The organism is Polaromonas sp. LjRoot131, assembly GCF_964252805.1.
Classification (GTDB): domain Bacteria; phylum Pseudomonadota; class Gammaproteobacteria; order Burkholderiales; family Burkholderiaceae_C; genus Polaromonas.
Genome location: NZ_CAXUPF020000001.1, coordinates 21,085 through 46,468, shown reverse-complemented (window position 1 = coordinate 46,468; position 25,384 = coordinate 21,085). Strand labels below are relative to the sequence as shown.

At 62.4% G+C, this 25,384-nt stretch carries 22 protein-coding genes; 9 read left to right on the top strand and 13 right to left on the bottom strand.

Annotation, left to right across the window (positions count from 1 at the left end):
* Nucleotides 1-84: 84 nt before the first annotated feature.
* On the bottom strand, nt 85-1,386 hold the full coding sequence (locus ACSQ27_RS00200; protein WP_436153471.1) for a replication-associated recombination protein A: 1,302 nt from the start codon (nt 1,384-1,386) through the stop codon (nt 85-87).
* Between the two features lie 129 nt (nt 1,387-1,515).
* On the opposite strand from ACSQ27_RS00200, the gene ACSQ27_RS00195 reads away from it, so the two are divergent.
* A complete protein-coding gene (locus ACSQ27_RS00195) occupies nt 1,516-1,896 on the top strand; it encodes a nuclear transport factor 2 family protein (RefSeq protein WP_436153470.1) in 381 nt (126 codons plus the stop codon).
* Between the two features lie 12 nt (nt 1,897-1,908).
* Here the strand turns inward: ACSQ27_RS00195 and lolA are convergent, their stop codons facing one another.
* The 3 genes from lolA to ACSQ27_RS00180 form a co-directional block, all read right to left on the bottom strand.
* Entirely contained in the window at nt 1,909-2,553 is a 645-nt protein-coding gene (lolA, locus tag ACSQ27_RS00190) for an outer membrane lipoprotein chaperone LolA (protein WP_436153469.1), read from the bottom strand.
* Nucleotides 2,554-2,558: 5 nt separating this feature from the next.
* Complete coding sequence (locus ACSQ27_RS00185) at nt 2,559-4,898, bottom strand: DNA translocase FtsK (protein ID WP_436153468.1); 2,340 nt, start codon at nt 4,896-4,898, stop codon at nt 2,559-2,561.
* Nucleotides 4,899-5,145: 247 nt separating this feature from the next.
* Complete coding sequence (locus ACSQ27_RS00180; protein ID WP_436153467.1) at nt 5,146-5,823, bottom strand: Crp/Fnr family transcriptional regulator; 678 nt, start codon at nt 5,821-5,823, stop codon at nt 5,146-5,148.
* A gap of 174 nt (nt 5,824-5,997) precedes the next feature.
* Here ACSQ27_RS00180 and trxB point away from each other — a divergent pair, with 174 nt between their 5' ends.
* The 3 genes from trxB (at nt 5,998) to rpmG (ending at nt 7,519) form a co-directional block, all read left to right on the top strand.
* Nucleotides 5,998-6,942, top strand: coding sequence for a thioredoxin-disulfide reductase (gene trxB / locus ACSQ27_RS00175; RefSeq protein ID WP_436153466.1), 945 nt, complete (start codon nt 5,998-6,000; stop codon nt 6,940-6,942).
* Between the two features lie 164 nt (nt 6,943-7,106).
* Nucleotides 7,107-7,340, top strand: coding sequence for a 50S ribosomal protein L28 (gene rpmB, locus ACSQ27_RS00170; RefSeq protein ID WP_092128623.1), 234 nt, complete (start codon nt 7,107-7,109; stop codon nt 7,338-7,340).
* 11 nt (nt 7,341-7,351) lie between these two features.
* A complete protein-coding gene (gene rpmG, locus ACSQ27_RS00165; RefSeq protein ID WP_007863188.1) occupies nt 7,352-7,519 on the top strand; it encodes a 50S ribosomal protein L33 in 168 nt (55 codons plus the stop codon).
* Between the two features lie 227 nt (nt 7,520-7,746).
* On the opposite strand, the gene ACSQ27_RS00160 is transcribed toward rpmG, so the two are convergent.
* The 5 genes from ACSQ27_RS00160 to ACSQ27_RS00140 form a co-directional block, all read right to left on the bottom strand.
* Nucleotides 7,747-8,142 (bottom strand): diacylglycerol kinase family protein, encoded by a 396-nt coding sequence (locus ACSQ27_RS00160; RefSeq protein ID WP_436153465.1) that lies wholly within the window; start codon nt 8,140-8,142, stop codon nt 7,747-7,749.
* A gap of 128 nt (nt 8,143-8,270) precedes the next feature.
* The gene (locus tag ACSQ27_RS00155) at nt 8,271-10,100 is read right to left on the bottom strand and encodes a hypothetical protein (protein WP_436153464.1); all 1,830 of its coding nucleotides are present in this window, start codon (nt 10,098-10,100) and stop codon (nt 8,271-8,273) included.
* Between the two features lie 415 nt (nt 10,101-10,515).
* Nucleotides 10,516-10,776 carry a hypothetical protein gene (locus ACSQ27_RS00150; RefSeq protein WP_436153463.1) on the bottom strand — a complete coding sequence of 87 codons (261 nt, stop codon included), beginning with the start codon at nt 10,774-10,776 and terminating at the stop codon, nt 10,516-10,518.
* Between the two features lie 476 nt (nt 10,777-11,252).
* A complete protein-coding gene (locus ACSQ27_RS00145) occupies nt 11,253-12,452 on the bottom strand; it encodes a DesA family fatty acid desaturase (RefSeq protein WP_436153462.1) in 1,200 nt (399 codons plus the stop codon).
* A gap of 197 nt (nt 12,453-12,649) precedes the next feature.
* On the bottom strand, nt 12,650-13,903 hold the full coding sequence (locus ACSQ27_RS00140; RefSeq protein WP_436153461.1) for an RsmB/NOP family class I SAM-dependent RNA methyltransferase: 1,254 nt from the start codon (nt 13,901-13,903) through the stop codon (nt 12,650-12,652).
* Between the two features lie 66 nt (nt 13,904-13,969).
* Between ACSQ27_RS00140 and ACSQ27_RS00135 the strand changes: the two genes are divergently transcribed.
* Complete coding sequence (locus ACSQ27_RS00135; RefSeq protein WP_436153460.1) at nt 13,970-14,227, top strand: DUF1653 domain-containing protein; 258 nt, start codon at nt 13,970-13,972, stop codon at nt 14,225-14,227.
* Between the two features lie 25 nt (nt 14,228-14,252).
* Entirely contained in the window at nt 14,253-15,869 is a 1,617-nt protein-coding gene (locus tag ACSQ27_RS00130; RefSeq protein WP_436153459.1) for a peptide chain release factor 3, read from the top strand.
* Nucleotides 15,870-15,966: 97 nt separating this feature from the next.
* Here the strand turns inward: ACSQ27_RS00130 and ACSQ27_RS00125 are convergent, their stop codons facing one another.
* Entirely contained in the window at nt 15,967-17,334 is a 1,368-nt protein-coding gene (locus ACSQ27_RS00125) for an esterase-like activity of phytase family protein (protein ID WP_436155370.1), read from the bottom strand.
* Between the two features lie 223 nt (nt 17,335-17,557).
* On the opposite strand from ACSQ27_RS00125, the gene ACSQ27_RS00120 reads away from it, so the two are divergent.
* Nucleotides 17,558-19,393: a 7TM diverse intracellular signaling domain-containing protein gene (locus ACSQ27_RS00120; protein WP_436153458.1), complete on the top strand. Its 1,836-nt coding sequence runs from the start codon at nt 17,558-17,560 to the stop codon at nt 19,391-19,393.
* 9 nt (nt 19,394-19,402) lie between these two features.
* Here ACSQ27_RS00120 and ACSQ27_RS00115 read toward each other — a convergent pair whose 3' ends face one another.
* On the bottom strand, nt 19,403-19,870 hold the full coding sequence (locus ACSQ27_RS00115) for an Lrp/AsnC family transcriptional regulator (protein ID WP_436155369.1): 468 nt from the start codon (nt 19,868-19,870) through the stop codon (nt 19,403-19,405).
* Nucleotides 19,871-19,976: 106 nt separating this feature from the next.
* On the opposite strand from ACSQ27_RS00115, the gene mdeB reads away from it, so the two are divergent.
* Nucleotides 19,977-22,634 (top strand): alpha-ketoglutarate dehydrogenase, encoded by a 2,658-nt coding sequence (mdeB, locus tag ACSQ27_RS00110; RefSeq protein ID WP_436153457.1) that lies wholly within the window; start codon nt 19,977-19,979, stop codon nt 22,632-22,634.
* Nucleotides 22,635-22,693: 59 nt separating this feature from the next.
* Here the strand turns inward: mdeB and ACSQ27_RS00105 are convergent, their stop codons facing one another.
* Together ACSQ27_RS00105 and purN are read right to left on the bottom strand one after the other, a co-directional pair.
* Nucleotides 22,694-23,248 carry a fasciclin domain-containing protein gene (locus tag ACSQ27_RS00105; RefSeq protein WP_436153456.1) on the bottom strand — a complete coding sequence of 185 codons (555 nt, stop codon included), beginning with the start codon at nt 23,246-23,248 and terminating at the stop codon, nt 22,694-22,696.
* Nucleotides 23,249-23,426: 178 nt separating this feature from the next.
* Nucleotides 23,427-24,032, bottom strand: a complete 606-nt coding sequence (gene purN / locus ACSQ27_RS00100; RefSeq protein WP_436153455.1) for a phosphoribosylglycinamide formyltransferase — start codon at nt 24,030-24,032, stop codon at nt 23,427-23,429.
* A 155-nt stretch (nt 24,033-24,187) separates the two neighbouring features.
* On the opposite strand from purN, the gene ACSQ27_RS00095 reads away from it, so the two are divergent.
* Nucleotides 24,188-25,369, top strand: a complete 1,182-nt coding sequence (locus ACSQ27_RS00095; protein WP_436153454.1) for an acyl-CoA dehydrogenase family protein — start codon at nt 24,188-24,190, stop codon at nt 25,367-25,369.
* The last annotated feature ends 15 nt before the right edge of the window (nt 25,370-25,384 follow it).

Below are 25,384 nucleotides of genomic sequence, written 5' to 3'. Positions count from 1 at the left end.
GCACTGCGGTTTACGCGGGGTTTACCCTTGAGAAAGGGGATTTTTTCGGCCGAATCAGCCTTTATCAGCGGGTTTTGTTTTTTATTAGCTCTTCTTATTATTCTTTATTTTCAACTCATTCAACTTATCAGCAATGCGTATCTCCAGCCCCCGGTTGACGGGCCGGTAGAAGCCCGGGGCCTGCATGCCTTCGGGAAAGTAGTTTTCACCGGCGGCGAAGCCGTCTTCCTCGTCATGGGCGTAGCGGTAGTTTTTGCCGTAATCCAGCTGTTTCATGAGCTTTGTTGGTGCATTGCGCAAATGCAGGGGCACCGGCCGGGTGCCGTCCCTGGCGATAAAGGCTTTGGCTTCGTTGAAGGCCTTGTAGACCGCGTTGGACTTGGGCGCCACCGCCAGGTAGATCACGCACTGGGCCAGCGCCAGTTCGCCCTCGGGCGAGCCCAGGCGCTCATAGACCTCGGCCGCGTCCAGCGCCATGCGCAGCGCCCGCGGGTCGGCCAGGCCGATGTCCTCGCTGGCCATGCGCACCAGCCGGCGCGCCATGTAGCGCGGCTCAGCGCCGCCGTCGAGCATGCGCATGAACCAGTAGAGCGCGGCGTCGGGGTCTGAACCGCGTACCGACTTGTGCAGGGCCGAGATGGTGTCGTAGAACTGTTCGCCGCCCTTGTCGTAACGGCGCAGGCGCTCGCCCAGCACCTTGAGCAACCAGGCGTCGGTGACCTCGGTAACCTTCTCGGCCTTGGCCGCCACGCTGAGCGATTCCAGCGTGTTGAGCAGGCGCCGGGCGTCGCCGTCGGCATAGGCCACCAGTCGGTCGGCGGCTTCGTCCGCGATGGATGCAATGGCCGGCAGCGCTTTTTCGGCCAGGACCTTGTCCACGATCTGCTTCAGGTCGGCCTCGCCCAAAGGCTGTAGCACGTAGACCACCGCGCGCGACAGCAGGGCCGAGTTGACCTCGAACGAGGGGTTTTCGGTGGTGGCGCCTATGAAGGTGAACAGCCCGCTCTCCACATGCGGCAAAAACGCATCCTGCTGGCTTTTGTTGAAACGGTGCACCTCGTCGACAAACACGATGGTGCGGCGACCGCTTTGCGCCTGCCAGATGCTGGCCTGCTCCACCGCCTCGCGGATGTCCTTGACGCCGCCCAGCACCGCCGAGATGGTGATGAAGTGCGCGTCAAAACTGCTGGCCATGAGCCGCGCGATGGTGGTCTTGCCTACACCGGGAGGGCCCCAGAGGATGCAGCTGTGCGGCTGGCCGGACTCAAAGGCGATGCGCAGCGGCATGCCTTCACCCAGCAGGTGTTGCTGGCCTATCACCTCGCCCAGGTTTTGCGGACGCAGGCGTTCGGCCAGGGGCTGGTGGGTGGAGGAGGCGGCTTTCACTGAAGGGCTGGAAAACGGGAAATCAAGGGAAATCGGGGCTGATGCCAGGAGTCTAAGCCACCGGGCCGGGTCGGCGGCAGGGTTACGGCAAGTCGTGTACAACGCTGAGAGACTCTCTGGAGGAAAACCATGCCAAGCCCCGAAACACTGGAACGATTTATCGCGCGCGTTGAAGAAAACGCCCATGCCGAAGCCATCGAAGAGTTCTACACCGAGAACGCGTCCATGCAGGAAAACCAGTCCGCGCCGCGTGTGGGCCGCGCCAACCTGGTCCTGGGCGAGCAGAAGGTGATGGAAAGGGCCAAGTCCCTGACCTCGACCTGCGTACGCCCTGCCCTGCTCAACGGCGACCACGTGGTGATCCGCTGGGTCTTCCGCTTCGAATGGCAGGACGGCAGCCGCACCGAAATGGAGGAACTCGCCTGGCAACGCTGGGAAGGCGAGCGCATCGCGGAAGAAACGTTTTTCTACGATCCCGCGCAGCGGCTTCCCAAACCTCCGCTGGTCTGAGCCTTTTAATCTTTACTGCCGGATCACGTCCGCGCCCTTGGGCGGCGTGAAGCGGAAGGTGTCGGGCGGCAGGCTGGGATTGACCTCGACCTTGCTGAAGCTCAGCACCGAGCGCTGGCCGAAACTGTCGATGATCTCCAGCGCGGCGAGGCCCGAGGATTTTTCGCCGGGGCGAAAACCCACACGCACGGCCTGCAGCTGGCCCTCTTTGCTTTTGGGCGTGGCCACCACCCATTGCAGGCCGTCGGCATCGGGTGCGGCGGCCAGGGTGAAATCGGCCTGCAGGGCGCGCAAATCGGGGGCCGCGGCAATCAGGGCCGCGGGCGTGGAACCCAAGGCGCTGGACTGCTTGCGCGAGGTGACCTGGTTCAGGTCCACGTCGTGCAGCCACAGGGTCTGGCCGTCGGCCACGATGCTTTGCTCAAACGGTTTTTTGTAAATAAACCGAAAGCGATTCGGCCGGGAAAACTCGAAGGTTCCGGTTGAGGTCTTGCTGCGCGCGGCCTGGCCTTCCTTGGCCGGCGCGGTGACCACCTGGGTGAACTCGGCGCGGCCGCTGCCGACAGTCTTGACAAAAAGCTCCAGGCTGTCCAGGCCGTTGGCCCAGGCGGGATGCGCACAAAGCGCCACCAGCATCGTTGCAATATATTTCTTCATGATCGTCACTCCGCCCTTGCGGGCACCAGGATGTCGCGCTGGCCGCTGCCGCTCATGGCACTGACCAGCCCGGCTTTTTCCATGTCTTCGACCAGCCGCGCGGCGCGGTTGTAGCCGATCTTGAGATGACGCTGCACCAGCGAGATGCTGGCCTTGCGGTTCTTGAGCACGACCTCGACAGCCTGGTCGTACATCGGGTCCTTCTCTCCGCCGCCGCCGTTGCCGCCGTCGCCCAACAGGTCGCCGTCTTCGCCGTCGACGGTGCCGCCCTCAAGCACGCCGTCGATGTAATTGGGTTCGCCCTGCTGCTTGAGATAGGCCACCACGCGGTGCACTTCGTCATCACTCACAAACGCACCATGCACCCGGATTGGAAAGCCTGTACCACTCGGCATGTAAAGCATGTCACCCATTCCTAACAAAGCCTCGGCGCCCATCTGGTCCAGGATGGTGCGGCTGTCGATCTTGCTGCTGACCTGGAAGGACAGCCGGGTCGGGATGTTGGCCTTGATCAGACCGGTGATCACATCCACGCTGGGGCGCTGCGTGGCCAGCACCAGGTGGATGCCGGCGGCGCGGGCTTTCTGCGCCAGGCGGGCGATGAGTTCCTCGATCTTCTTGCCGACCACCATCATCAGGTCGGCCAGCTCGTCGATCACCACCACGATGTAGGGCAGGCGCTCCAGCGGCTCGGGCTGTTCCGGCGTAAGGCTGAAGGGGTTGTAGATGAATTCGCCCTTGGCCTTGGCTTCGTCGATTTTTGCGTTGTAGCCGGCCAGGTTTCGCACGCCCAGCTTGCTCATGAGCTTGTAGCGCTTTTCCATTTCGGCCACACACCAGTTCAAGCCGTGGGCCGCCTGGCGCATGTCCGTCACTACCGGGGCCAGCAGGTGCGGAATGCCTTCGTAGACGCTCATCTCCAGCATCTTCGGGTCTATCAGCAGCAGCCGCACGTCGCGCGCATCGGCCTTGTAGAGCAGGCTCAAAATCATCGCGTTGATGCCGACCGACTTGCCCGAACCAGTGGTGCCGGCCACCAGGCAATGCGGCATCTTGGCGAGGTCGGCCACCACGGCGGCGCCGCTGATGTCTTTGCCCAGGCCGATGGTGAGCAGGGACTTGGCCTCGTTGTAGACCTGCGAACCCAGGATTTCGCTGAGCTTGATGGACTGGCGCTTGGCGTTGGGCAGCTCCAGCGCCATGTAGTTCTTGCCGGGAATGGTCTCGATCACGCGGATGGACACCAGGCTCAGGGCACGGGCCAGGTCCTTGGCCAGGTTGACGACCTGTGAGCCCTTGACGCCGGTGGCGGGTTCGATCTCATAGCGCGTGATGACGGGGCCGGGCGCGGCGGCGACCACACGCACCTCGACGCCGAAATCCTTGAGCTTTTTCTCGATCAGGCGCGAGGTCATCTCCAGCGTCTCGGGCGCCACGGTTTCCTGGCGGCTCAGCGCGCCGTCGAGCAGGTCGACCTGCGGCAGCTTGGAGTCGGGCATTTCGCTGAAAAGCGGCTTTTGCCGCTCCTTGGCAACGCGTTCGCTCTTGGGAATGTCGACCAGCACGGGCTCGATCAGCACCGGCACCGGGTGGTGTTCCTCGATTTCGATGCGCTCGTCAATCAGCGTTTCCTCGCGCTCGCGGGCCGCCAGCTTGCCGAAAGCCAGGTCTTCGGCGATCTCGCGTTTTTCGCGGCGCGAATCGATCAGGTTGTCTATCCAGGCGCCGACGCGCAAGGCCACATGAGCCCAGGAAAAACCGAACACCGCCGACACGGCAATGACGCCCAGCGCGATAAACACCAGGCCGGAGCCGGCAAATCCCAGCCATTTTTCGCCCATCGCGCCGAACAGGTAGCCCAGCACCCCGCCCGCATGGCCGGGCAGCTTCAATTCAAAGCGGTAGAGGCGCGACCATTCCAGCGCCGTGCAGGCCACCAGCAACAGCGCCAGGCTGAGCCAGAAACGGATGCGGTGGGACTCCCCATCCGCCACCGGTTCGCCGCGCAACCACCTCGCCAGCGACCGCAACCAGGCCTGGCCGCCCGCGGCCAGCGCCCACCAGACCGAAAAGCCGAGCAGGTAATAGCTGGCATCGGCCAGCCAGGCGCCCACACGCCCGCCCCAGTTGAGGGTCGTGGCCTGGCCGCCGGCCACAGCGTGCGCGGTACCGGAGGTCGACCAGGCCGCGTCCTGCGGCGAATAGCTGAGCAAGGCGGCCAGCCAGAAAACCAGGCCGAGCAGGCCCAGGATCAGGCTGACTTCATGGGCAAAGCGTTTGATGCCGCCGGGCGCGCCCGTGGCGGGGGAGTTTCTGGAGTTCAGGGTGTCGAGTGAGTAAGTCATGGCCCGGCTAGTACTGCAAACCGGAAATAGCGAAACCGAATGAAGGGGATGGATTCGTGCCCAGGGCAAGGCGCGAGCCGCAGCGAAGGCTATACGCCTTCGCAAGGGTTGCAACGCCGCCATGGGTGCGAAGACGCGCTTTCATGTTTCGATATTTTTGGGTTGCGGTACCAAGCTTAACGCAGTTGGGCGAGCGCTCTGAAGGGCGCCAGGGGCGCCAAAGCGGATGGCGGGCGGGCTGAGCGCGCTAACCCAGGGTGTGCAGGCGTTCCTTGACCAGCACGGACCCGTCTTCCCGGGTTTCGATGAAGCCGCGCTCCTCCAGGTCTTTCATGACCCGGCTGACCATTTCGCGCGAGGCGCCGACCATCTTGGCCAGATCCTGGCGCGAGACCTTGTCGCGGATCACGGTGTTGCCGGTGCCGTCGTCGCTGGCGAATTCCAGCAAGGCCCTGGCCACGCGGCCGTAGACGTCCATCAGGGCCAGCGACTCGATCTGGCGGTCGGCGTGGCGCAGGCGCTGCACCAGGCCCTTGAGCACGGCATAGGCCATGGAGCTGTTCTCGGGCAGGCAGCGCGCGAATTCAAGGCGGCCCAGGATCAGGGCGTCGGTCTGGATCTCGGCGCGCACCGTGGCCGAATGCGGTTCGTTGTCGATCAGGCTCATCTCTCCGACGTAGTCGCCGGGGTGCATGGTGGCCAGGATGACCTCACGGCCGCGGGAGTCGGTGGTGACGACGCGGGCGCGGCCCGTCAGGATGATGGACAGGGCATTGGATTTTTTGCCCTGCTCGACGATGGGCTCGCCACGCTTGAAGCGGCGCTTGACCACCGTATCGGCGACGGATGCGGCCTGGGCGGCCGTCAACACGGAGAAAAGGGGCACCCGGCGAATCAATTCCAGGTTGGACACCATCGTCGTCATATCTGATATCTCCCAACCTCACAAACAACGGGACGTCGCGTGAGTTCTTACAATGGCACGTAATTTATAAAACCAAATGCCGCAAAAGTATTACCCGACGGTTTTTACCTTGCGCTGCGCTTATGCGGCACGACTCTACCTGAGTTCTTACACTTTCCCAATCAGTTTTTCAACATGAAACATTCAAGAGTCTTAATCCTCGGTTCGGGGCCTGCCGGCTACACCGCGGCTGTCTACGCGGCGCGCGCCAACCTCAACCCGGTGCTGATCACCGGCATCGCGCAGGGCGGCCAGCTCATGACCACCACGGATGTCGACAACTGGCCGGCCGACGTGCACGGCGTGCAGGGGCCGGACCTGATGCAGCGCTTCCTTGAGCACGCCGAACGCTTCAAGACCGAGATTATTTTCGACCACATCAACAAGGTCGATTTCAGCAAGCGTCCCTTCACCCTGACCGGTGACAGCGGCACCTACACCTGCGACTCGCTGATCATCGCCACCGGCGCCTCCGCCAAATACCTGGGGCTGGAATCCGAAAGCGCCTTTATGGGCCGCGGCGTTTCCGGCTGTGCCACCTGCGACGGCTTCTTCTATCGGGGCCAGGAAGTCTGCGTGGTGGGCGGGGGCAACACGGCCGTGGAAGAGGCGCTGTACCTGTCCAACATCGCGAGCAAGGTCACGCTGGTGCATCGCCGCGACAAATTCAAGGCCGAGGCCATCCTGATCGACAAGCTGCACGACAAGGTCGCGGCCGGCAAGATCGAACTCAAGCTGCACCACACGCTGGACCAGGTGCTGGGCGACGCCTCCGGTGTGACCGGGGTGCGCCTCAAAAGCACCCAGAACGACGCGACGCAGGACCTGACCCTCAAAGGCTGCTTCATCGCGATCGGCCACCAGCCCAATACCGACATCTTCGCCGGCCAGCTGGAGATGAAAGACGGCTACATCATCACCAAAACCGGGCTGCAGGGCTTTGCCACCATGACCAGCGTGCCCGGCGTGTTCGCCGCCGGCGACGTGCAGGACCACGTCTACCGCCAGGCCATCACCAGCGCCGGAACCGGCTGCATGGCCGCGCTGGACGCCCAGCGTTTCCTGGAACAAGCGGAGTAAGCCAAAAATCCCTTATAATTCAAGGCTTTGCTAAATTCGCCCCAAAAAGGCCGGGTTTGGCAGTCTCGGGTTACCGCCACCCTATTCTGGCGAGGTGAGGCAGGAATGACGACAGGCAGCAAATGCCTTCGACACGACTGCTGTTGAAAAGCACTGGAGTGCACATGGCACGCGTATGTGAAGTCACGGGCAAAGGCCCAATGGTCGGAAACAATGTTTCCCACGCCAACAACAAAACCAAGCGCCGGTTCCTCGTGAACCTGCAATACCGCCGCTTCTGGGTCGAGACCGAAAACCGCTGGGTTCGCCTGCGCGTTTCGAGCGCTGCACTGCGCCTGATCGACAAGAAGGGTATTGATACTGTGCTCGCAGACCTGCGCGCACGCGGCCAAGCTTAAGGAGCACCATCATGGCAAAAGGCGCACGCGAAAAAATCAAGCTGGAATCCACCGCCGGCACCGGTCACTTCTACACGACCACCAAGAACAAGAAAACCACGCCCGACAAAATGCTGATCATGAAGTTTGATCCCAAGGCACGCAAGCACGTGGAATACAAAGAAATCAAGCTGAAATAAAGCTACGAATCCGTGTGTAGTAAAAAACTACACTCGGTCAGTACATCCAATAAAGGACACCTCGGTGTCCTTTATTTTTTGGGGATTTAGAAAGCAGAACTCCCACCAAACAAGCAGGGTTGCTACCTGGCTTGTTTGAATTCTGTCGAAATCTGATCCACATAAGCCCTACTGTGATTTAAGCCTTGCCGCAAAGGCGACGCATCACGCACAGCGCCACAGCGCAATCACCTGGCACCCAAATAGGGCCAGAAGGTTATGACACCGATTGCCGCGGCTACACAAGCCGCAATTAACACGCCGCCGGCGGCAAGATCCTTTGCGGATTTGACGGCCAATGAATAGTGTGGCGACACAACATCGCAGAGCGACTCCACTGCTGTGTTCATGGCCTCTGCCATCCAAACCATGGCCATCGCGCCAATCAGCCAGCGCCAATCGCCGGCGTCCACTCGGCACCAACCGGCCAGTCCCGTCACCAGCGTTGTGGCGATCAGATGCAGCCATGCGTTGTGCTGCGTTTTAAGCATCAACGCTATCCCCTCGAAGGCATAGCCAAAACTCTTGAGGCGTGCGGCCAGGGTGAATCGCGGCGGAGCGCAGGCATGAGGGACTTCTTTCATTTTTTCATCCTTCTTATTGACCAACCGCCAAGCCTGGGCAACACATGAACGTCGAACAGTGCACGCCCGTATAGCCTGCAACCCATACCAGCAGCCCCATACCGTGGCCATCAAAATACAGCAACCCATCACAGTGCGCCGGCCGGCTCCAGCGTCAAACAGGTGCGTCCAGCAAGCGGAATCTCCAAGCACACCGTTCCCATGTCGTCAGCCCGAACCTGCGTCAGGCAAGCACCTGTGATCCGATAGGGTGCCAACGGACGCAAGCCCGACACGCCCAAGCTCTTGATGCCATCGCCGGCCCCGCCATACAGCACCGCTTGCAAAGAGCTGCTTACAGCATCGGAGTGCGCAGCTGCAACCAGCACATCGGGATAGGACAGGGGCTCCAACCTGGGACCTTTTGATGAAAGTGGGTTACTGATCAAGTTTCGAAAACTGTCGCGCCCTCCGGAATGCGCCATCAGCTCGACACCATGCGCCCATACCGAGGCCTTACGCCTGTGGGCGACCCCATGATTGAGCGTAGTTGGACACGCATACTCCAAGGCATCCATGCAGTGTTGATACACACACTCATCGCCCAACTCTGCCGCCGCCAAGGCCGTCGCTGCGTAGGCACTGCCTCTTGAAAAACCGTAGTTTCCTGTGTCGATGGGCCAGAATTCACTGCGTCGAAGCCGCTCATGACGATCGAACAGCCGACGCCTCAACAACAGCCATTGGCGACGCGCCAAGTCAGGTTCCAGCGCATTCAAAAAATAGCAGGGCATCGCCAGAGGCATTGCGCCCCCAATGGCGGGCAAGGCCAACCCCGTATATGTAGAACGGCATGGCACGTAGCGACCCATGCCGTCCAGAAACTCCGCGTCCAGATGCCGGCGAAACTCTGGCGCGTGACCGGCCCATTTCGTCTGGCCGTACTGCGCATCGTGGGCACGCAGTGCCGAGGCTCCCATTGTGTTGCACAGGGGATAGACCCAGTTGGGCTCGCAGGCCATCAAATAGAAGGGCGAACGTTCGTATTCTTTTTCCAACCTGGACAGCAAGGACTCAAAGCTGTGTTCGTAGCGTTTTCCGTTCGGGTGCACCAGCGTAAAGGCACCCTTTTTCGAAAATTCCTGGCTTCCTGTGCTGGCCTGGAACAGGGCCATCTGCAGTGCCACGAAGCCCGTGTACATGATGTTTTCACGGGCGGTAGGGTCGGGGTTCCACCGGCAATTTCCCCATAGATTTTCCAGCGACCAGTAGGCCCACGCGCGGTGCTGTGCCTGCTTGTTCAGTAGCTTGTTTTGCGCGTCGCTCATGTACCCGCCTAACGCAGGCGTGAAGCGTGCCTGCGTCAAGGCAATACCATAAGCCAGAAAGTTGACTTGATACCGAAGCGCCGCCGTCTGAAACTGATCGCGTTGCTCGAACCCCGAAAATTCATCCAAAGGTTGCAGAGCCCGATCGAGTGCGAACCTCACGCGCTGCAGATGCGCCAACGACATCTCCGGTTTTTGCCTTGATGATTGGGCTGTGAAGATCGTTTCCAATCTAGCCGTTTGTTGGACCAGGTATTCGTTATCGATGCGCCTTTGCCGGCCTGAAAACATAAACCAGGCCAGCATCGACAGGCAGCCCGCCGCAGCAGACAGCGCGAGCAGGTAGTACACATTCAGGACCACACCTGGCTGAATTGCGCCGTGGTTCATGCTCGCGGCCCAAAACGCCGAACCGAGCCATACAAACGGAGGCAGCAGCACATTGCCCGTGCCAAACCAGACCAACAGCGCAAACGCCAAGGCACCCACCGAACACAGCCAGGCGGCTATATGACCTATACCACTGCCTGTGCAAATATCAGCATGCGCCAGAAATCCGCCGCCCGGCACCATCAACCCCAAGCCGAAAATCCGCAAGGCATCCCGATGCGCGAAGAGCAGCAAAGCCGAGCCGCCCGTAACGAGCAGCAAATACAGTTTTAGAAGTCGGACAGTCTTTCTTGTCGTTACCGGACCGAAAATTCGTGCGTACGGCGGAAGAGTAGCGACGCTATGGATTGAACTCACAGACCGACCTTTCTTCGAAATGAAACATCCGATGGATGCATTCGACTTTCGATAGGTGCAGTCTGATACGCGTCTGTGAGGTCTTGATGAGCTGTATGAAGTTGGTGTGAAGTCGCCTGCCGGACGACCATTTACCTTGTGGAACATCGACCCGATAGCCCGTTTTGAGTTGCAGGCGCGTGGGTTAGGCGACGGCCGTCTCGTTTCGCTCGCCGGGCACCACTTCAAGGCGAGCCGTTTGCAACTGATGGCGGCACGTCGACGGGCAGAGGGCAAGGATTCCCCTTCTTGCCCATCGGCAGGTCAAATTCGCACCGTTTCACTCCACTGCATATTGCACCACTTCGAGCGAGTTGGGCGCAGCCACTGCGGGCTCCTTCACTTCAACCCGATAAATCTTATTGTCGGGTGCGTTGGCAATGACGGGAATGGTTTGGTTCGGGCAATGAAACGTGATCGTAGTCAAGGGAACTTCGATGACAGCTTCAACTTGGGGAACGATTTGGAAGTCCGGAGTGTTGTTGATCTGAACGGAAATGTTGTACGCGCCCATACCGAGGTCTTTTTGTGCATAACGCATGTTAGTTCTCCTAAAAATAGTTAAAAAAATGCACCGGTCTTGCCTATCTTTTTGTCAAGAAAGGTTGGGGGGAAGTGCATCTGCAGTATGGGCAAGGGGGCCGGCTGTTGCGATTACAAGCGATTACGTTCGATATCTGCATCAAAGTGCGCCGCTGTTTCCCAGCACTATCACCTGTTGGCTGCGTTTGGCTCGGCGCGACAAGCAGCAGTCGAATCTGGGGACAGCACTTTAACTTCGAGAGTGGGTCAGACTTCAGCGCAATTCGCACGAAAGCACTCTTCCGTGTGCAGAAGATGACTAATCTCGGACGCTCTGACCAGTGCGCTGGTAGCGACCCTGCCCATTGCCAAATCCGGCGGCGCCCGATCACTGGGCTCATACTTTGCGCCGACCAGTAAAAAACCGCTCCCAGATTTCTCCGGAGCGGTTTTGAAGAGGGATCGACCTGAATCAGGCCGACATGTAGGGCCAGGTCAGGCGCGGGCGGCGCGCAGCTTCATCGAAAACTCGCGCAGCGCGGCAATGCCGCTTTCTTCCGCGCGGTGGCACCAGGCCTGCAGGTCGCTCGCGAGCTGCTCGCGGGAGGCCGAGGTGCTCATCCACATCTGGCGCAGCTCTTCGCGCATGGTGACCATCTTGTCGAGCACCGGGTGCTCGGCGCGGGCCTGGGCCAGTTGCGGCTTGGCGGCCGCAGGGACCTTGTCGTCGTCGCGGTGCAGCCAGCGGTTGGCCGCGCGCAGCACGGACACGTCGGCTTTTTTCGCCTTCAGCACTTCGATTTCGGCTTTGCCGGCACGGCGCAGTTCGCGCGCAAAACCGGCCATCACTTCGTAGCGGTGGGCGATCAGCGCTTCCAGCGTTTTCTCGTCAGCCACGGGCTGGATGGAACCCAGCTGGAGCTTGGGCGGAACCTTCTTCACGGAAGCCAGGCCGACCTTTTCCAGGGCGCGGATGTAAATCCAGCCGATGTCGAATTCGTAGGGCTTGACCGAGAATTTCGCCGAGGTTGGGTAGGTGTGGTGGTTGTTGTGCAACTCTTCACCGCCAATCATGATGCCCCAGGGCGAAATGTTGGTGCTGGCGTCGGGTGCCTCAAAGTTGCGGTAGCCCCAGTAGTGGCCGATGCCGTTGATGATGCCGGCGGCCGTCACGGGAATCCAGGCCATCTGCACAGCCCAGACCGCAAGGCCTGCCGCGCCGAAGAAGGCCAGGTCGATGATCATCATCAGGCCCACACCCTGCCAGCTGTAGCGGGAATAGACATTGCGCTCCATCCAGTCGTTAGGCGTGCCATGGCCGTACTTGGTCATGGTTTCCTTGTTCTTGCTTTCGGCGCGGTACAACTCGGCACCTTCCCAGAACACCTTCTTGATGCCGTGGGCCTGGGGGCTGTGCGGGTCTTCCAGGGTTTCGCATTTGGCGTGGTGCTTGCGGTGAATGGACACCCATTCCTTGGTCACCTGGCCGGTGCCCAGCCAGAGCCAGAAGCGGAAGAAATGCGAGGGGATCGCGTGCAGGTCCATGGCGCGGTGCGCCTGATGGCGGTGCAGGTAAATCGTCACGCTGGCGATGGTGATGTGGGTGGTCACCAGGGCGTACAACACGATTTGCCACCAGCTGGCGGCGAGCAATCCATTTGCCAGCCAGTCGAGGGCGGCATCAAACAACATCATAAAAATCCTTTAAACAAGCTGCACCAGCGCCATCCAAATTTGTCTCCGGGCGCTGCACCAAACAAGGCTTTATTGTAAGGCGAACCCCCATAAATACCAAGTCGCTTCAGGCACAGTACCGAAGGTCAAATCAGTGCGAAAAGTCACGAATAAATATGTAACATCAGCCTATCTGTCGTCTTTTGCTGGCAAAAATATCAGGACTTTTGCCAAACCGCCGCGAAAAACCCGTCAGTCTGGTGCAAGTAGGGCCAGAGGCGAAGGTAGGGGCCGCGGCAGAGTTTTTCCGCATGTTCCACCCCCAGATGGGTCAACAAAGGCCCGGTTTCAAGGACGTTGAACCCCGTATTGGCCGCGCTGAAGGCTTCCGCAATCGCCTCGTTTTCTTCACGCAGGATGCTGCAGGTGGCATAAACCAGCCGGCCGCCGGGCTTTAAAAGCCGCGCGGCACTCTGCAAAATCGCGGTTTGTTTGGCCCTGAGCTCTTCAATCGCCTTGGGGTTTTGCCGCCATTTGAGGTCGGGGTTGCGCCGCAAGGTGCCCAGGCCCGAGCACGGCGCGTCGACCAGCACGCGGTCTATCTTGCCGGCCAGACGCTTGATGCGGTCGTCGCGTTCATGGGCAATGGCCACCGGATGCACATTCGACAGCCCGCTGCGCGCCAGCCGGGGCTTGAGCGCATCCAGCCTGTGGCCGGAGGTGTCGAAGGCATACAACCGCCCGGTGTTGCGCATGGATGCGCCCAGGGCCAGCGTCTTGCCGCCGGCGCCGGCGCAAAAATCGACCACCATCTCTCCGCGTTTGGCGTCCACCAGCAGGGCCAGCAACTGCGAACCTTCGTCCTGCACCTCAATCGCGCCGCGGGTGAAAGCGTCCAGCTTGGCCAGCTGCGGCTTGCCATCAATGCGCAGGCCCCAGGGCGAATACGGCGTGGCGACGGTTTTGATCGCCGCTTTCGAGAGCTCTTTCTGGATTTCAGCGCGTTTGTCTTTCAGCGTGTTGACACGCAAATCCAGCCCGGCCGGCGCGTTGAGGCTTTCCACCAGTGGCCAGAAATCGTCGCCCAGCTGCTCCTTGAGCGGTTCGACCAGCCATTGCGGCAAGTTGTGGCGATGCAATTCCATCAGGTCGGCCGGCTTGACCTGGTCGCAACGTGCCAGCCAGTCTTTTTCCTGATCGGTCAGCGCGCCCAGCAAAAAATCACGATCGGCGGCAAAGCCGAGGATGGCCAGCCGCCGCTCGGGCGCGCCGCTGCCGTGCTGGGCCAGGTAGGTGTAGAGGTTTTTCTTGCGCAGCACGCCGTAAACCGTTTCGGCCACGGTGGCGCGCTCGCGCGGGCCGAGGCGGTAGTCGCGGAAATAGCGCGACACCACCATGTCGGCGGGATGATCAAATTTAAGGACCTGCTTGAGAAGCTCGGAACAACTGTCGAGTAAGGCTTTAGGATGCATAGGCCCCATTGTCCCACTCCGGTCTTGCCACCCCCATCTTTAAGCCCTTCACAACCCCCGACCGACATGCCAAAAACCCCTGCAGAAGCCCTGCCGCCCCTGATCGAAACCCCGCCAGGGTTGTACCGTCACTACAAAGACAAGGTATATGAAGTGATCGGCACCGTCCGCCACAGCGAGACCCTGGAGCCGATGACGCTGTACCGCGTGCTCGGCGAGAAAAACCTGTGGGTACGGCCCGCGGCCATGTTCAACGAAGAGGTGGTGATAGCCGGCGTGAAACGGCCGCGTTTTGCCCGGGAGCCCGACCAAGCCCCTCGATAGGCCCAGTCACCGATAATCGTGGGTTATGTCCGAATCCACCGAAATCGCAAAACAGGTCAAACGCCGCCGCACGTTTGCCATCATCTCCCACCCCGACGCGGGTAAAACCACGCTGACCGAAAAGCTGCTGCTGTTCTCGGGTGCGATCCAGATCGCCGGCAGCGTCAAGGCCCGCAAGGCCGCGCGCCACGCGACCTCCGACTGGATGGAGATCGAAAAGCAGCGCGGCATCTCGGTCGCCAGCTCGGTCATGCAGATGGAATACCGCGACTGCGTCATCAACCTGCTGGACACCCCCGGCCACCAGGATTTCTCGGAAGACACCTACCGCGTGCTGACCGCCGTGGACGCGGCGCTGATGGTGATCGACGCGGCCAACGGCGTCGAGCCGCAGACGCGCCGCCTGCTGCAGGTCTGCCGCGCGCGCAACACGCCCATCCTGACCTTCGTCAACAAGATGGACCGCGAAGTGCAGGACCCCATGAGCGTGATGGACGAGATCGAGCGCGAACTCGGCATGACGGTGGTTCCCTTTACCTGGCCGGTCGGCATGGGCAAGCTGTTTCACGGCGTCTACGACAGGCGCGAGGACCGCATGCGCGTTTTCAGCCCCGGCGAGGAAAAAGCCGGCGGCGACGATGAAATCCTGGCCGGCCTGGACAATGCCGAAGCCGCCAAACGCTTCGGCGCCGAATACACGCAGGCCCAGGGCGAAATCGAACTGGTGGCAGGCGCCACGCCAGAGTTCGATCGCGCCGAATTCCTGGCCGGCAAACAGACGCCCATGTTCTTCGGCTCCGCCATCAACAACTTCGGCGTGCAGGAAGTGCTGGATGCGCTGGTCGACCTGGCGCCCGCACCCGCCGAGCGCGAAGCCATCCAGCGCGTGGTGCACCCCGAGGAGAAAAAATTCTCCGGCGTGGTCTTCAAGATCCAGGCCAATATGGACCCGGCCCACCGCGACCGCATCGCCTTCCTGCGCGTGGCCAGCGGCGAGTTCACCCGCGGCATGCGCCTGAAGGTGGTGCGCAGCGGCAAGGAGCTGCGCCCCAACACCGTGGTGAGTTTCATGAGCCAGCGCCGCGAACTGCTGGATACCGCCTTTGCCGGCGACATCATCGGCATCCCCAACCACGGCGTGCTACAGCTCGGCGACACGCTGACCGAAGGCGAAGCCCTGCAGTTCACCGGTCTGCCCTTCTTCGCGCCCGAAATGTTCCGCGCCGTCGAGGTGGCCGACCCGCTGCGCAGCAAGCAGCTGCGCGCCGGCCTCACGCAGCTCGGCGAAGAAGGCGCGATCCAGGTGTTCCGGCCTATCGCCGGCTCATTGCTGCTGCTGGGCGCGGTCGGCCAGCTGCAGTTTGAAGTGGTCGCTCACCGCCTGGAGCATGAGTACGGCGTCAAGGCCCGCATCATGGGCAGCAACTTCAACCTGGCGCGCTGGGTCACCAGCGAGGACGCCAACGAGCTGAAAAAATTCATGGACGCCAACGCCCACCGCGTCGCGCTGGACGCCGTCGACGCACCCACCCTGCTGGTGGATCACAGCGCCACCCTGCGCGCCGTGGAGCAGCAATGGCCCAAGATCAAGTTCCATGCGCTGCGTGAGCACGCCGGGCTGGTGTTCCAGTCCAAGATGTAGGCGCTTCCCTTCATCTTATCCAGACGCAAAACGGGCGTCAGCAGCTATCCCATGGATAGCGACTGACGCCCGTAGCTTTTTGCGTTGATCCGCCGGTTTATTTAGCGTTCAAAAATTCGCCGACTTCAAGCAGGACCAACTCGTTGTCATCGGCCTTGTTCGGCTCGCGGCTGGTGGAAAACGGCAGATTGTTGTCGTTGCCGACCACGATGTGCGTCGCGTCCACCACATCCACGTTTTCTATCGTGAAGAAGGGGAACTTGAGCACGCCCTCGTTTAACGGCTTGCGCGCCAGCTTGTGCGGGTCGGCGATGTTGAGCAGGTCAATATAGCCAACCTTGCGCACCGGCCCGCCTACGTTGGCGTCCGTCATCTCAATCTTGTAGACACGCTTGAATTTGGCGATGTCGTGGAAGCAGTCCGTGCGCTTCTGGCCTTCGGGGCAGGCCTTGTCGGCCGTGCCTTCGCCGTTGTCGCGCTCGATGATCAGGCCCATGGTTCCGTCGATCATGTTGAAGTCGCCGATGGCGTTGCCGTTGGCCTCCAGCGGGTACATCCATGAACGGCCGCTCCACTTGCCCGCCTGCACGTCGAACTCCAGCATACGCAAGGCCTCCTTGCCGGCGACACGTTCATAGTCTTTGGCTTCGGCATTCCACACCGGGCCTTCCAGCAGCGCATAAAGCTTGCTGCCGTCCTTTGACGACGCCATGCCTTCGAAGCCTTTGGAGCGCTTGACCTGGAAATCGACCGTGCCGCCGGGCGCACCCGGCGTGGTAACGGCGGGATGGTCGGGCGAACGCACCACCTTGCCATCCACCAGGGTCTCGAAAACCGCCAGCACCTTGCCCTTGAGATCGGTCTTGATCAGGAAGGGGCCGAACTCATCGCCTATCCACAGCGCGCCGCCGGCGAACTGGAAGCTTTCAGTATCGAAGTCGCTGCCCGTCAGGTAGCGCTTCTTCGTGCCTTCGTGGACGATGCGAAACGGCACTTTTTTATCCGGGTCATGCAGGAACACGGTTTCCAGCCTTGTCATGCTGCCGGCCTTGAAGTCCACCTTGTAGTGGTTCAGGTACAGCATCGCGTCGGGCGAGTTCGCCTTGGCGCCGAAACCGTTGTCGGTGAGTATCCAGAACGTGCCGTCAGCCATCTTCTTGATGCCCGAATGGCCTTGCAGCGGCTGGCCCTTGAAAGGCAGCGAGACGCCGGTGAGGCGGCCGGCCGACATGCCTTCCACCGTGCCCAGCGCTTCGGTGCGCTGTCCGTTGCTGAACTTGCCGCTGACCTGCAGGTCCTGCGGCGCATCCTTGGGCGCGGCGACAAAGGACTTGGCGGGCATCACGGCATGGCCGGCCAGCGTGGCCGGGAAAGCCGTTTGGGCCCGTAGCGGCGACACCAGCGCAGCGGTGGCCAGGGCGAAGAAAAGGGCTTTAAGAGGGGCTTTGGAAACGCGGCGCCGCATTGCGGCAAAACGGGAAAAAGGCATGGGCAATCCACTGTTGATGAAAAGCGGATGGTGTGCAACTCGTGTGACGCCCTCATTACAGAAGGCGGAGGGCCGCCCTCAAGGAAATCTTCGGGACGACGCTGGTTTCCCGTCTAAACAGCTGTTCGCGGTATAAATTGCCCGTATCGGCCGGCCGCCGGCCACGGCCGCGCCGGCTCTTTTGCCATAAGCTATGCCCATGTCCCTCAAAGCCAGCCTGCGTGCTTCCCTCTTCATGCTGCTCTGCGCCTTTTTCGGCGCAAGCCACGCGCAGGTGTTTGACCGCCTGTATGAAAGCAGCCCCCAGATCACGCTGGCGCAGCCGCTGCAATGGGTCGCAGTACCCACGGACTCCGTCACGTCACCCGACGCCTTCAACACCGCAGAGCCCGGCGCCGAAAAGCGCGTCTTCCAGCCCTACACCGACAGCACCATCCTGCCGACCTCGGACAAGCAGGAAGTCTGGGCCAGCTTCGCCTTGCCGGTCACCGAGAACCTGCAGACTTGGTACATCCGGCTGCCCGCCCAGGCGATCTTCAAGGTCAGCCTTTACGCGCGCGAGCCGCAGGGCGGCTGGCAGGTCCATTCCGCCGGCGAGGCGATCGCCCCCGCCTACTGGGCCTTGCGCACCCGCGTCCCGAGCTTTGAGCTGCAATCGCATGCCGAGCAGCCGCAGGTTTATTACCTGCGCTTCGAGCATCGCCGGCCCATCACCGAGCGGCCCATGCTGCTCACCCCCGTCGAATACATCGACGGCGCCTCGCGCGTCGGCGTGGTGATTGGCCTGATGTGGGGCATGTTCAGCGTGCTGGCCGTGCTGTGCCTGGCCGCGTTCAGCATGTCGCGCAGCAAGGTGTTCCTCTGGTTCGGCGCAGTGGTGGTGACGCTGATGTTCACGCAGCTGGTGCTGATCGGCTATGGCGGCTGGCGCATCTGGCCCTACAGCGTGCACCTGAACCAGGTCATGGGCTGGGTCTCCGCCACGGTCACCATGGCCGCGGCCGCCTGGTTCTGCGCCCAGGCCAGCTATGCCCGGGACGGCCATCCGCGCCTGTACCGGCTGCTGGCCGCCGTCACAGCGGGCAGCCTGCTCATGGCCTGCGTGATGATGGTCCGCCTGGACTTCGTGCCGCGCGACCTGCGCAACCTGTGGCTGGCGCTGGCCACCGTGGCGATCCTGGCAAGCCTGGTCTGGATATCCTGGCGCGGCCAGGCCTGGAACCTTCTTTTGCTGCTAGGCGCCGCGCCCATCGGTCTGGCCGCGCTGGCACGGCTTTCCTACAACGCGGGCTGGGTGCTGAATGTGGAATCGGCGCAGGCCGCGGGCGTGCTGTCTGCCATGGTCGGCCTGCTCTGGATTTTCGGGGTGCTCGCGTGGCGCAGCCGGGCGGCGCTGTTCTCCAACCACCGTGGCGCCGCCCTGTCGACCTACGACGCCGCCAGCGGCCTGATGCTGCCCCGCATCATCGAAGCCAGGCTGCCGGCCATGCTGCTGCGCGGCCGCCGGCAGAAGTCGGCCTGCGGCGCGCTGATGCTGCACTGGCTCAACCAGGCCCCCAGCCACGACGAAGTGGGCGACCAGAAGCGCGGCGCCGCGCTGTCCCGCATCGGTGAAATCCTGCGCCGCGCCGCGCGTGACGTGGACACCGTGGCGCGCTGCGACGAAAACCATTTCATGGTGCTGGTCGAAGGCCCCGTCAGCCGCGCCGTCCTGTCGGAGGTGTCCACCAAAATCCTGGCGGACTGCATACGCGCCTCCGAAAAACTCGGCGATGCGGGCGCGTTCACCCTGCACATCGCCATATGGCACGACATACCGCGCGCCCAGACCGCCGCGGAAGTCAGCGATGCGCTCAAGATACGCCTGCACCACATGGCCGCCGGCACCAAACGGCCCGTGCAGTTTGTCGATTCGCCGCTGGAGCCCGGCAGCGCCGCGGCCGAAGGCGCCAACCGGCGCGAAGACCTGCTGGCCAAAATCAATGCGATCGAAACCTCACATCCCTCGCTGGCGGGCGAGCGCGGCGCACGCTGAAAGCCCTGGTCAACGTTTGGGCAGCGGCAGGGCCGTCTTGTATCTGACCTGCTTGAGTGCAAAACTCGAGCGGATTTTTTCAATCCCCGAGATCGGCGACAGCTGTTCGAGGATGAATTTCTCCAAAGCGCCTATGTCGGCCACCGCCACGCGAATCAAATAGTCGCTGTCGCCCGACATCAAATAACACTCCATCACCTGGTCATGCTCGGCGATGCGCCGCTCAAAGTCGGCCAGCGACTCCTTGCTTTGCGTGCGCAGGCTGATGGAGATAAACACATTGAGGCCCAGGCCCAGCGCTGCGGCATTGGCAATCGCCACATAGCGGTCGATCACGCCGCCAGCCTCCAGCGCCTTGACGCGGGCCAGGCAGGGCGAAGGGCTCAGGTGCACGCGCCGCGACAACTCCACATTGGACAGCGAGCCGTCGCGCTGCAATTCATCGAGGATTTTCAAATCAAGGGCATCAAGCTGCATCATCTGTAAAAATCCATTTCTACGGCATTTTATGCCTCTGAATGGTCTGAAACCCCGATATTGAGGTTACACCTTCCGGGAAAAGCTGCGTACAGTCGTTTCTGCCATGAACGACTCCACTCCCCACCATTTGCTGATGCAGGCCGCAACGCCCGCCGATCCCGACCCACAAGAAACCGCCGAATGGCGTGAAGCCTTTGAGGCGCTGGCCCTGACCCACGGCCCCGCCCGGGCGCGGCACATGCTGGGCGAACTGAGCCGCGTCGCCCGCAAGCAGCGCATAGGCTGGCAGCCCGAGCTGGCCACGCCTTATATGAATACCATCGCTGTGGACGAGCAGCCCGTGTTCCCCGGCGACCTCGCGATGGAAGAGCGCCTGGCCTCGCTGATGCGATGGAATGCGCTGGCCATGGTGGTGCGCGCCAACCAGGTCGAAACCGGCGGCTCCGCCGAACTCGGCGGCCACATTGCCAGCTACGCCAGCGCGGCCGACCTGTTTGAAACCGGCTTCAACCATTTCTTCCGCGCGCGCGAAGGCGTCGGCCAAGGGCAGCATCGCGGTGACCTGGTGTTCTTCCAGCCGCACAGCGCGCCCGGCGTCTATGCACGCGCCTACCTCGAAGGCCGCCTCAGCGAAAAAGACCTGGGCTTTTACCGCCAGGAACTCAGCGCACCCGGCCAGGGCGCGCAAGGCCTGTGCAGCTACCCTCACCCTTATCTGATGCCGGACTTCTGGCAGTTCCCCACCGGCTCCATGGGCATAGGCCCCATCAGCTCCATCTACCACGCGCGCTTCATGCGCTACCTCACGCACCGGCGTTTGCTCGACTGCACGGGCCGCAAGGTCTGGGGCGTGTTCGGCGACGGCGAGATGGACGAGCCCGAATCCATGAGCGCGCTGACCCTGGCCGCGCGCGAAGGCCTGGACAACATGGTCTGGGTCGTCAACTGCAACCTGCAGCGCCTGGACGGCCCGGTTCGCGGCAACGGCCGCATCATCGACGAGCTCGAAAAGCTGTTTGCCGGCGCCGGCTGGAACGTCATCAAGCTGGTCTGGGGCAGCGACTGGGACGGCCTGTTCGCGCGCGACCTCACCGGCGCGCTGACCCAGGCCTTCGCGCAGACGGTGGACGGCCAGATGCAGACCTTCGCCGCGAAAGACGGGCGTTTCAACCGCGACAACTTCTTCGGCCAGAACGCCGAACTCGCGCGCCTGGCCCAGGGCATGACCGACGAGCAGATAGACCGCCTCAAACGCGGCGGCCACGACCTCGTGAAAATCCACGCCGCCTATGCCGCGGCCGCCAACCACCAGGGCCAGCCCACCGTGATCCTGGCCCACACCAAAAAAGGCTACGGCATGGGCAGCGCCGGCCAGGGCCGCATGACCACACATTCGCAGAAAAAATTCGACGGCGAGGACCTGGTCGAATTCCGCAACCGCTTCAACCTGCCGCTCTCCGACGAGCAGGCCAGAAACCTGGCCTTCTACAAACCCGCCGCCGACAGCGCCGAGATGCAGTACATGCACGCCAGGCGCGCGGCGCTGGGCGGATACCTGCCGCGGCGTGAAACCGCGGCCGACGTCGTGGACATCCCGGCCCTGCCCTCCTACGCCCAGTTCGCGCTCGCCGCCGATGGCAAGGAAATGAGCACCACCATGGCCTTTGTGCGCATGCTGGGCGGCCTGCTCAAGGATTCGGCGCTCGGTCCGAAGATCGTGCCCATCGTCGCCGACGAGGCGCGCACCTTCGGCATGGCCAACCTGTTCAAGCAGGTCGGCATCTACTCCAGCGTGGGCCAGCGTTATGCGCCCGAAGACATAGGCTCGGTGCTGAGCTACCGCGAGGCGCTCGACGGCCAGATCCTCGAGGAGGGCATCAGCGAGGCCGGCGCCCTGGCCAGCTGGACGGCCGCGGCCACCAGCTACAGCGTGCACGGCCTGGCCATGCTGCCCTTCTATATCTATTACTCCATGTTCGGCTTCCAGCGCGTGGGCGACCAGATCTGGGCCGCCGCCGACCAGCGCGCACGCGGCTTCCTGCTGGGCGCCACCTCAGGCCGCACCACCCTGGGCGGCGAAGGCCTGCAGCACCAGGACGGCAGCAGCCACCTGATCGCCGCCACCATCCCCAACTGCAAGGCCTACGACCCGGCCTTCGCCGGCGAACTCGCCGTGATCCTGGACCGCGGCATGCGGGAAATGATGGTCGAGCAGAAGGACGTCTTCTATTACGTCACGCTGATGAACGAGAACTACGCCCAGCCCGACTTGCGGCCCGGCGCCGAGGCCGACATCATCCGCGGCTGCTACCGCTTCGACAGCTTCCTCCCCGCCGGCAAGAAGGCCACCGGCGAAGTGACCCTGATGGGATCGGGCGCCATCCTCACCGAAGTCATCAAGGCCGCGCAGCAACTCGCGCAGCAGGGCATCGCCGCCACGGTGTACAGCGTGACCAGCTGGAGCGAACTCGCGCGCGACGGCGCGGCCTGCCAGCACGCAGCGCTCAGCGGTGAAGCGCAGGCTGAGGCCTTCGTCGCGCAGCAGTTGAAGGCAAGTTCCGGCCCCATCATCGCCGCCACCGACTATGTGCGCGCCGTTCCCGAAAGCATTCGCGCCTTCCTGCCCGAAGGCCGGCGCTACCTGACCCTGGGCACCGACGGCTTCGGCCGCAGCGACACACGCGCCGCGCTGCGTGAATTTTTCAGCGTCGATGCGCAAAGCATCGTGAAAGCTGCATTGCACCTGCGCAAACAGGCCTGAGCGAATGCAAGCAGGCCCGTGCACGACGCACGGGCCTGGTCAAAAGCCCCGCTTCAGCCTTACTTAGGCAGCATTACCTTGTCGACCACGTGGATCACGCCATTGGACTGGTAGACGTCGGCGATGCTCACGGTGGCCACCCCACCCTTTTCATCGGTCACCGTGACCTTGCCGCCGCTCGATTTGGCCACCAGCGTGCCGCCGGCGACCGTCTTGATGGAGGCCATGCCCTTGCCGTCGGCAATCATCTTGCTGATGGCGGCGGCATCCCACTTGCCGGCCACCACGTGGTAGGTCAGCACGCCGGTCAGCATGCCCTTGTTCTCGGGCTTGAGCAGGGTGTCCACCGTGCCGGCGGGCAGCGCCGCGAAAGCGGCGTTGGTGGGCGCGAACACCGTGAACGGGCCCGGGCCTTTGAGCGTGTCGACCAGGCCCGCGGCCTTGACCGCCGCGACCAGCGTGGTGTGGTCCTTGGAGTTGACGGCGTTGTCGATGATGTCCTTGCTGGCCAGCATGGGCGCGCCGCCCACCATGACTTGCGCGAAGGAGGGAAGCGCGGCGAACGACAGGGCCAGCGCGAGGCCGATGGAAGCGAGTTTGTGTGGGGTCTGCATGTGAAGTCCTTTGGAAGAAGTTGAACCAAGAGCCGAAATCACCATGATTCAAGCGGCTGTGATGAATACGGGGCGCGGGGCCCGCTGGATTCAAAACAGATTCGGTTTCAACTTTTCCACGGCCATCACTGGCAACAAGAAGTGAGCCCCCGGGGGGGGCCGGCAAGGGCCTAAAGTCTCAGGCCCCGCGTTCGAAAAACCCACGCACGGCTTGCGGGAAGATCAGGTGCTCCTGCGTGAGCACACGCGCGGCCAGGGTCTCGGCCGTGTCACCCGGCAGCACCGGCACCACGGCCTGCGCCAGGGTGGCGCCGTGGTCGAGTTCGGCCGTGACTTCATGCACCGTGGCGCCCGCGACCTTGCAGCCGGCGTCTATCGCGCGCTGGTGCGTGTTGAGGCCGGTGAAGGCCGGCAGCAGCGAGGGGTGGATGTTGATGAGCCGTCCCGCGTAGTGCTTCACAAAGCCGGGCGTCAGGATGCGCATGAAGCCGGCCAGCACCACCAGCGCCGGCGTGTAGCCGTCTATGCGCGCCATCAGTTCGGCGTCAAAGGCTTCGCGTGAAGCAAAGTCCTTGTGCGGCACGACGGCGGTGGCGATGCCCAGGCTTCGGGCCAGGTCCAGCCCGGCGGCGTCCGCCCGGTTGCTGATGACGGCGGCCACCTGCGCGCCGTAGAGGCCGCGCCAGCCTTCCTTGTCCGCCGCCCGGGCGATGGCGGCCATGTTGGAGCCGCTGCCGGAAATCAGGATGACGATGTTTTTGTTCGGTTTGTTCGCGCTGGCCATAGCCCTCTAGTTTAGAACGGGGCAGGAAGCCGGCCGGCGACCGTTTTGCCGATGTCCCACCTGAGACATAAAATTACGAACGACCGTGCTAAAAATAAGAAATCGACTGCAGGCGACTGCAGAACCGCCGCCAACCGATCCGGAGACATCCCGCCATGGATTTAGCTTTCACCCTTGAAGAACAGGCTTTCCGCGAAGAGATTCGCGCCTGGGTCCGCGCCAACCTGCCGGCCGACATTTCGCACAAGGTGCACAACGCCCTGCGGCTGACGCGTGACGACATGCAGCGCTGGGCCAAGATCCTCGGCAAAAAAGGCTGGCTGGGCCATGGCTGGCCCAAGGAATTCGGCGGCCCGGGCTGGAACGCGGTGCAAAAGCATTTGTTTGAGGAAGAGTGCGCGCTGGCCGGAGCGCCGCGCGTCGTGCCCTTCGGCCCGGTGATGGTGGCACCTGTGATCATGGCTTTCGGTACCGCCGAGCAGCAAAAGCGCTTCCTGCCGGGCATCGCCAGCGGCGAAGTCTGGTGGAGCCAGGGTTACAGCGAGCCGGGCTCCGGTTCCGACCTGGCCTCGGTCAAGTGCCGGGCCGAGCGCCAGGGCGACAAATACCTCGTCAACGGCCAGAAGACCTGGACCACGCTGGGCCAGTACGGCGAATGGATTTTCTGCCTGGTACGCACCAGCACCGAAGGCAAACCGCAGACCGGTATTTCGTTTCTGCTGATCGACATGAAGTCGCCCGGCGTGACGGTGCGCCCCATCGTGCTGCTGGACGGCGAGGCCGAGGTCAATGAGGTCTGGTTCGACAACGTCGAAGTGCCGGCCGAAAACCTGATCGGCGAGGAGAACAAGGGCTGGACCTACGCCAAACACCTGCTGAGCCACGAGCGCACCAACATCGCCGACGTGAACCGCGCCAAACGCGAGCTCGAGCGCCTCAAACGCATCGCCAAGGCCGAAGGCGTCTATGACGACCAGCGCTTTCGCGACGAGATCGCCAAACTCGAGGTCGACGTGGTGGCGCTCGAAATGCTGGTGCTGCGCGTGCTCTCGGCCGAAAAATCGGGCAAGAACTCGCTGGACATCGCCGGCCTGCTCAAAATCCGCGGCAGCGAGATCCAGCAGCGCTACAGCGAGCTCATGATGCTGGCCGCCGGCCCCTTCAGCCTGCCCTTCATCGAAGAAGCCATGGAAGCCGGCTGGCAGGGCGACTTCCCCGGCGGCCTGGCGGGCGACGCGCCGCTGGCATCCACTTACTTCAACATGCGCAAGACCACGATTTACGGCGGCTCCAACGAAGTGCAACGAAACATCGTCTCGCAAGTCGTCCTCGGCTAATACCGGCTCTAAGGA

Coding starts and splice junctions, on each gene's coding strand:
- ACSQ27_RS00140 (WP_436153461.1), bottom strand. CDS start 13,903: ATGCATCCTAAAGCCTTACTCGACAGTTGTTCCGAGCTTCTCAAGCAG.
- ACSQ27_RS00135 (WP_436153460.1), top strand. CDS start 13,970: ATGCCAAAAACCCCTGCAGAAGCCCTGCCGCCCCTGATCGAAACCCCG.
- purN (WP_436153455.1), bottom strand. CDS start 24,032: ATGGCCAGCGCGAACAAACCGAACAAAAACATCGTCATCCTGATTTCC.
- mdeB (WP_436153457.1), top strand. CDS start 19,977: ATGAACGACTCCACTCCCCACCATTTGCTGATGCAGGCCGCAACGCCC.
- trxB (WP_436153466.1), top strand. CDS start 5,998: ATGAAACATTCAAGAGTCTTAATCCTCGGTTCGGGGCCTGCCGGCTAC.
- ACSQ27_RS00185 (WP_436153468.1), bottom strand. CDS start 4,898: ATGACTTACTCACTCGACACCCTGAACTCCAGAAACTCCCCCGCCACG.
- ACSQ27_RS00150 (WP_436153463.1), bottom strand. CDS start 10,776: ATGCGTTATGCACAAAAAGACCTCGGTATGGGCGCGTACAACATTTCC.
- ACSQ27_RS00160 (WP_436153465.1), bottom strand. CDS start 8,142: ATGAAAGAAGTCCCTCATGCCTGCGCTCCGCCGCGATTCACCCTGGCC.
- ACSQ27_RS00105 (WP_436153456.1), bottom strand. CDS start 23,248: ATGCAGACCCCACACAAACTCGCTTCCATCGGCCTCGCGCTGGCCCTG.
- lolA (WP_436153469.1), bottom strand. CDS start 2,553: ATGAAGAAATATATTGCAACGATGCTGGTGGCGCTTTGTGCGCATCCC.
- ACSQ27_RS00130 (WP_436153459.1), top strand. CDS start 14,253: ATGTCCGAATCCACCGAAATCGCAAAACAGGTCAAACGCCGCCGCACG.
- ACSQ27_RS00145 (WP_436153462.1), bottom strand. CDS start 12,452: ATGATGTTGTTTGATGCCGCCCTCGACTGGCTGGCAAATGGATTGCTC.
- ACSQ27_RS00120 (WP_436153458.1), top strand. CDS start 17,558: ATGTCCCTCAAAGCCAGCCTGCGTGCTTCCCTCTTCATGCTGCTCTGC.
- rpmB (WP_092128623.1), top strand. CDS start 7,107: ATGGCACGCGTATGTGAAGTCACGGGCAAAGGCCCAATGGTCGGAAAC.
- rpmG (WP_007863188.1), top strand. CDS start 7,352: ATGGCAAAAGGCGCACGCGAAAAAATCAAGCTGGAATCCACCGCCGGC.
- ACSQ27_RS00115 (WP_436155369.1), bottom strand. CDS start 19,870: ATGCAGCTTGATGCCCTTGATTTGAAAATCCTCGATGAATTGCAGCGC.
- ACSQ27_RS00195 (WP_436153470.1), top strand. CDS start 1,516: ATGCCAAGCCCCGAAACACTGGAACGATTTATCGCGCGCGTTGAAGAA.
- ACSQ27_RS00180 (WP_436153467.1), bottom strand. CDS start 5,823: ATGACGACGATGGTGTCCAACCTGGAATTGATTCGCCGGGTGCCCCTT.
- ACSQ27_RS00125 (WP_436155370.1), bottom strand. CDS start 17,334: ATGCGGCGCCGCGTTTCCAAAGCCCCTCTTAAAGCCCTTTTCTTCGCC.
- ACSQ27_RS00095 (WP_436153454.1), top strand. CDS start 24,188: ATGGATTTAGCTTTCACCCTTGAAGAACAGGCTTTCCGCGAAGAGATT.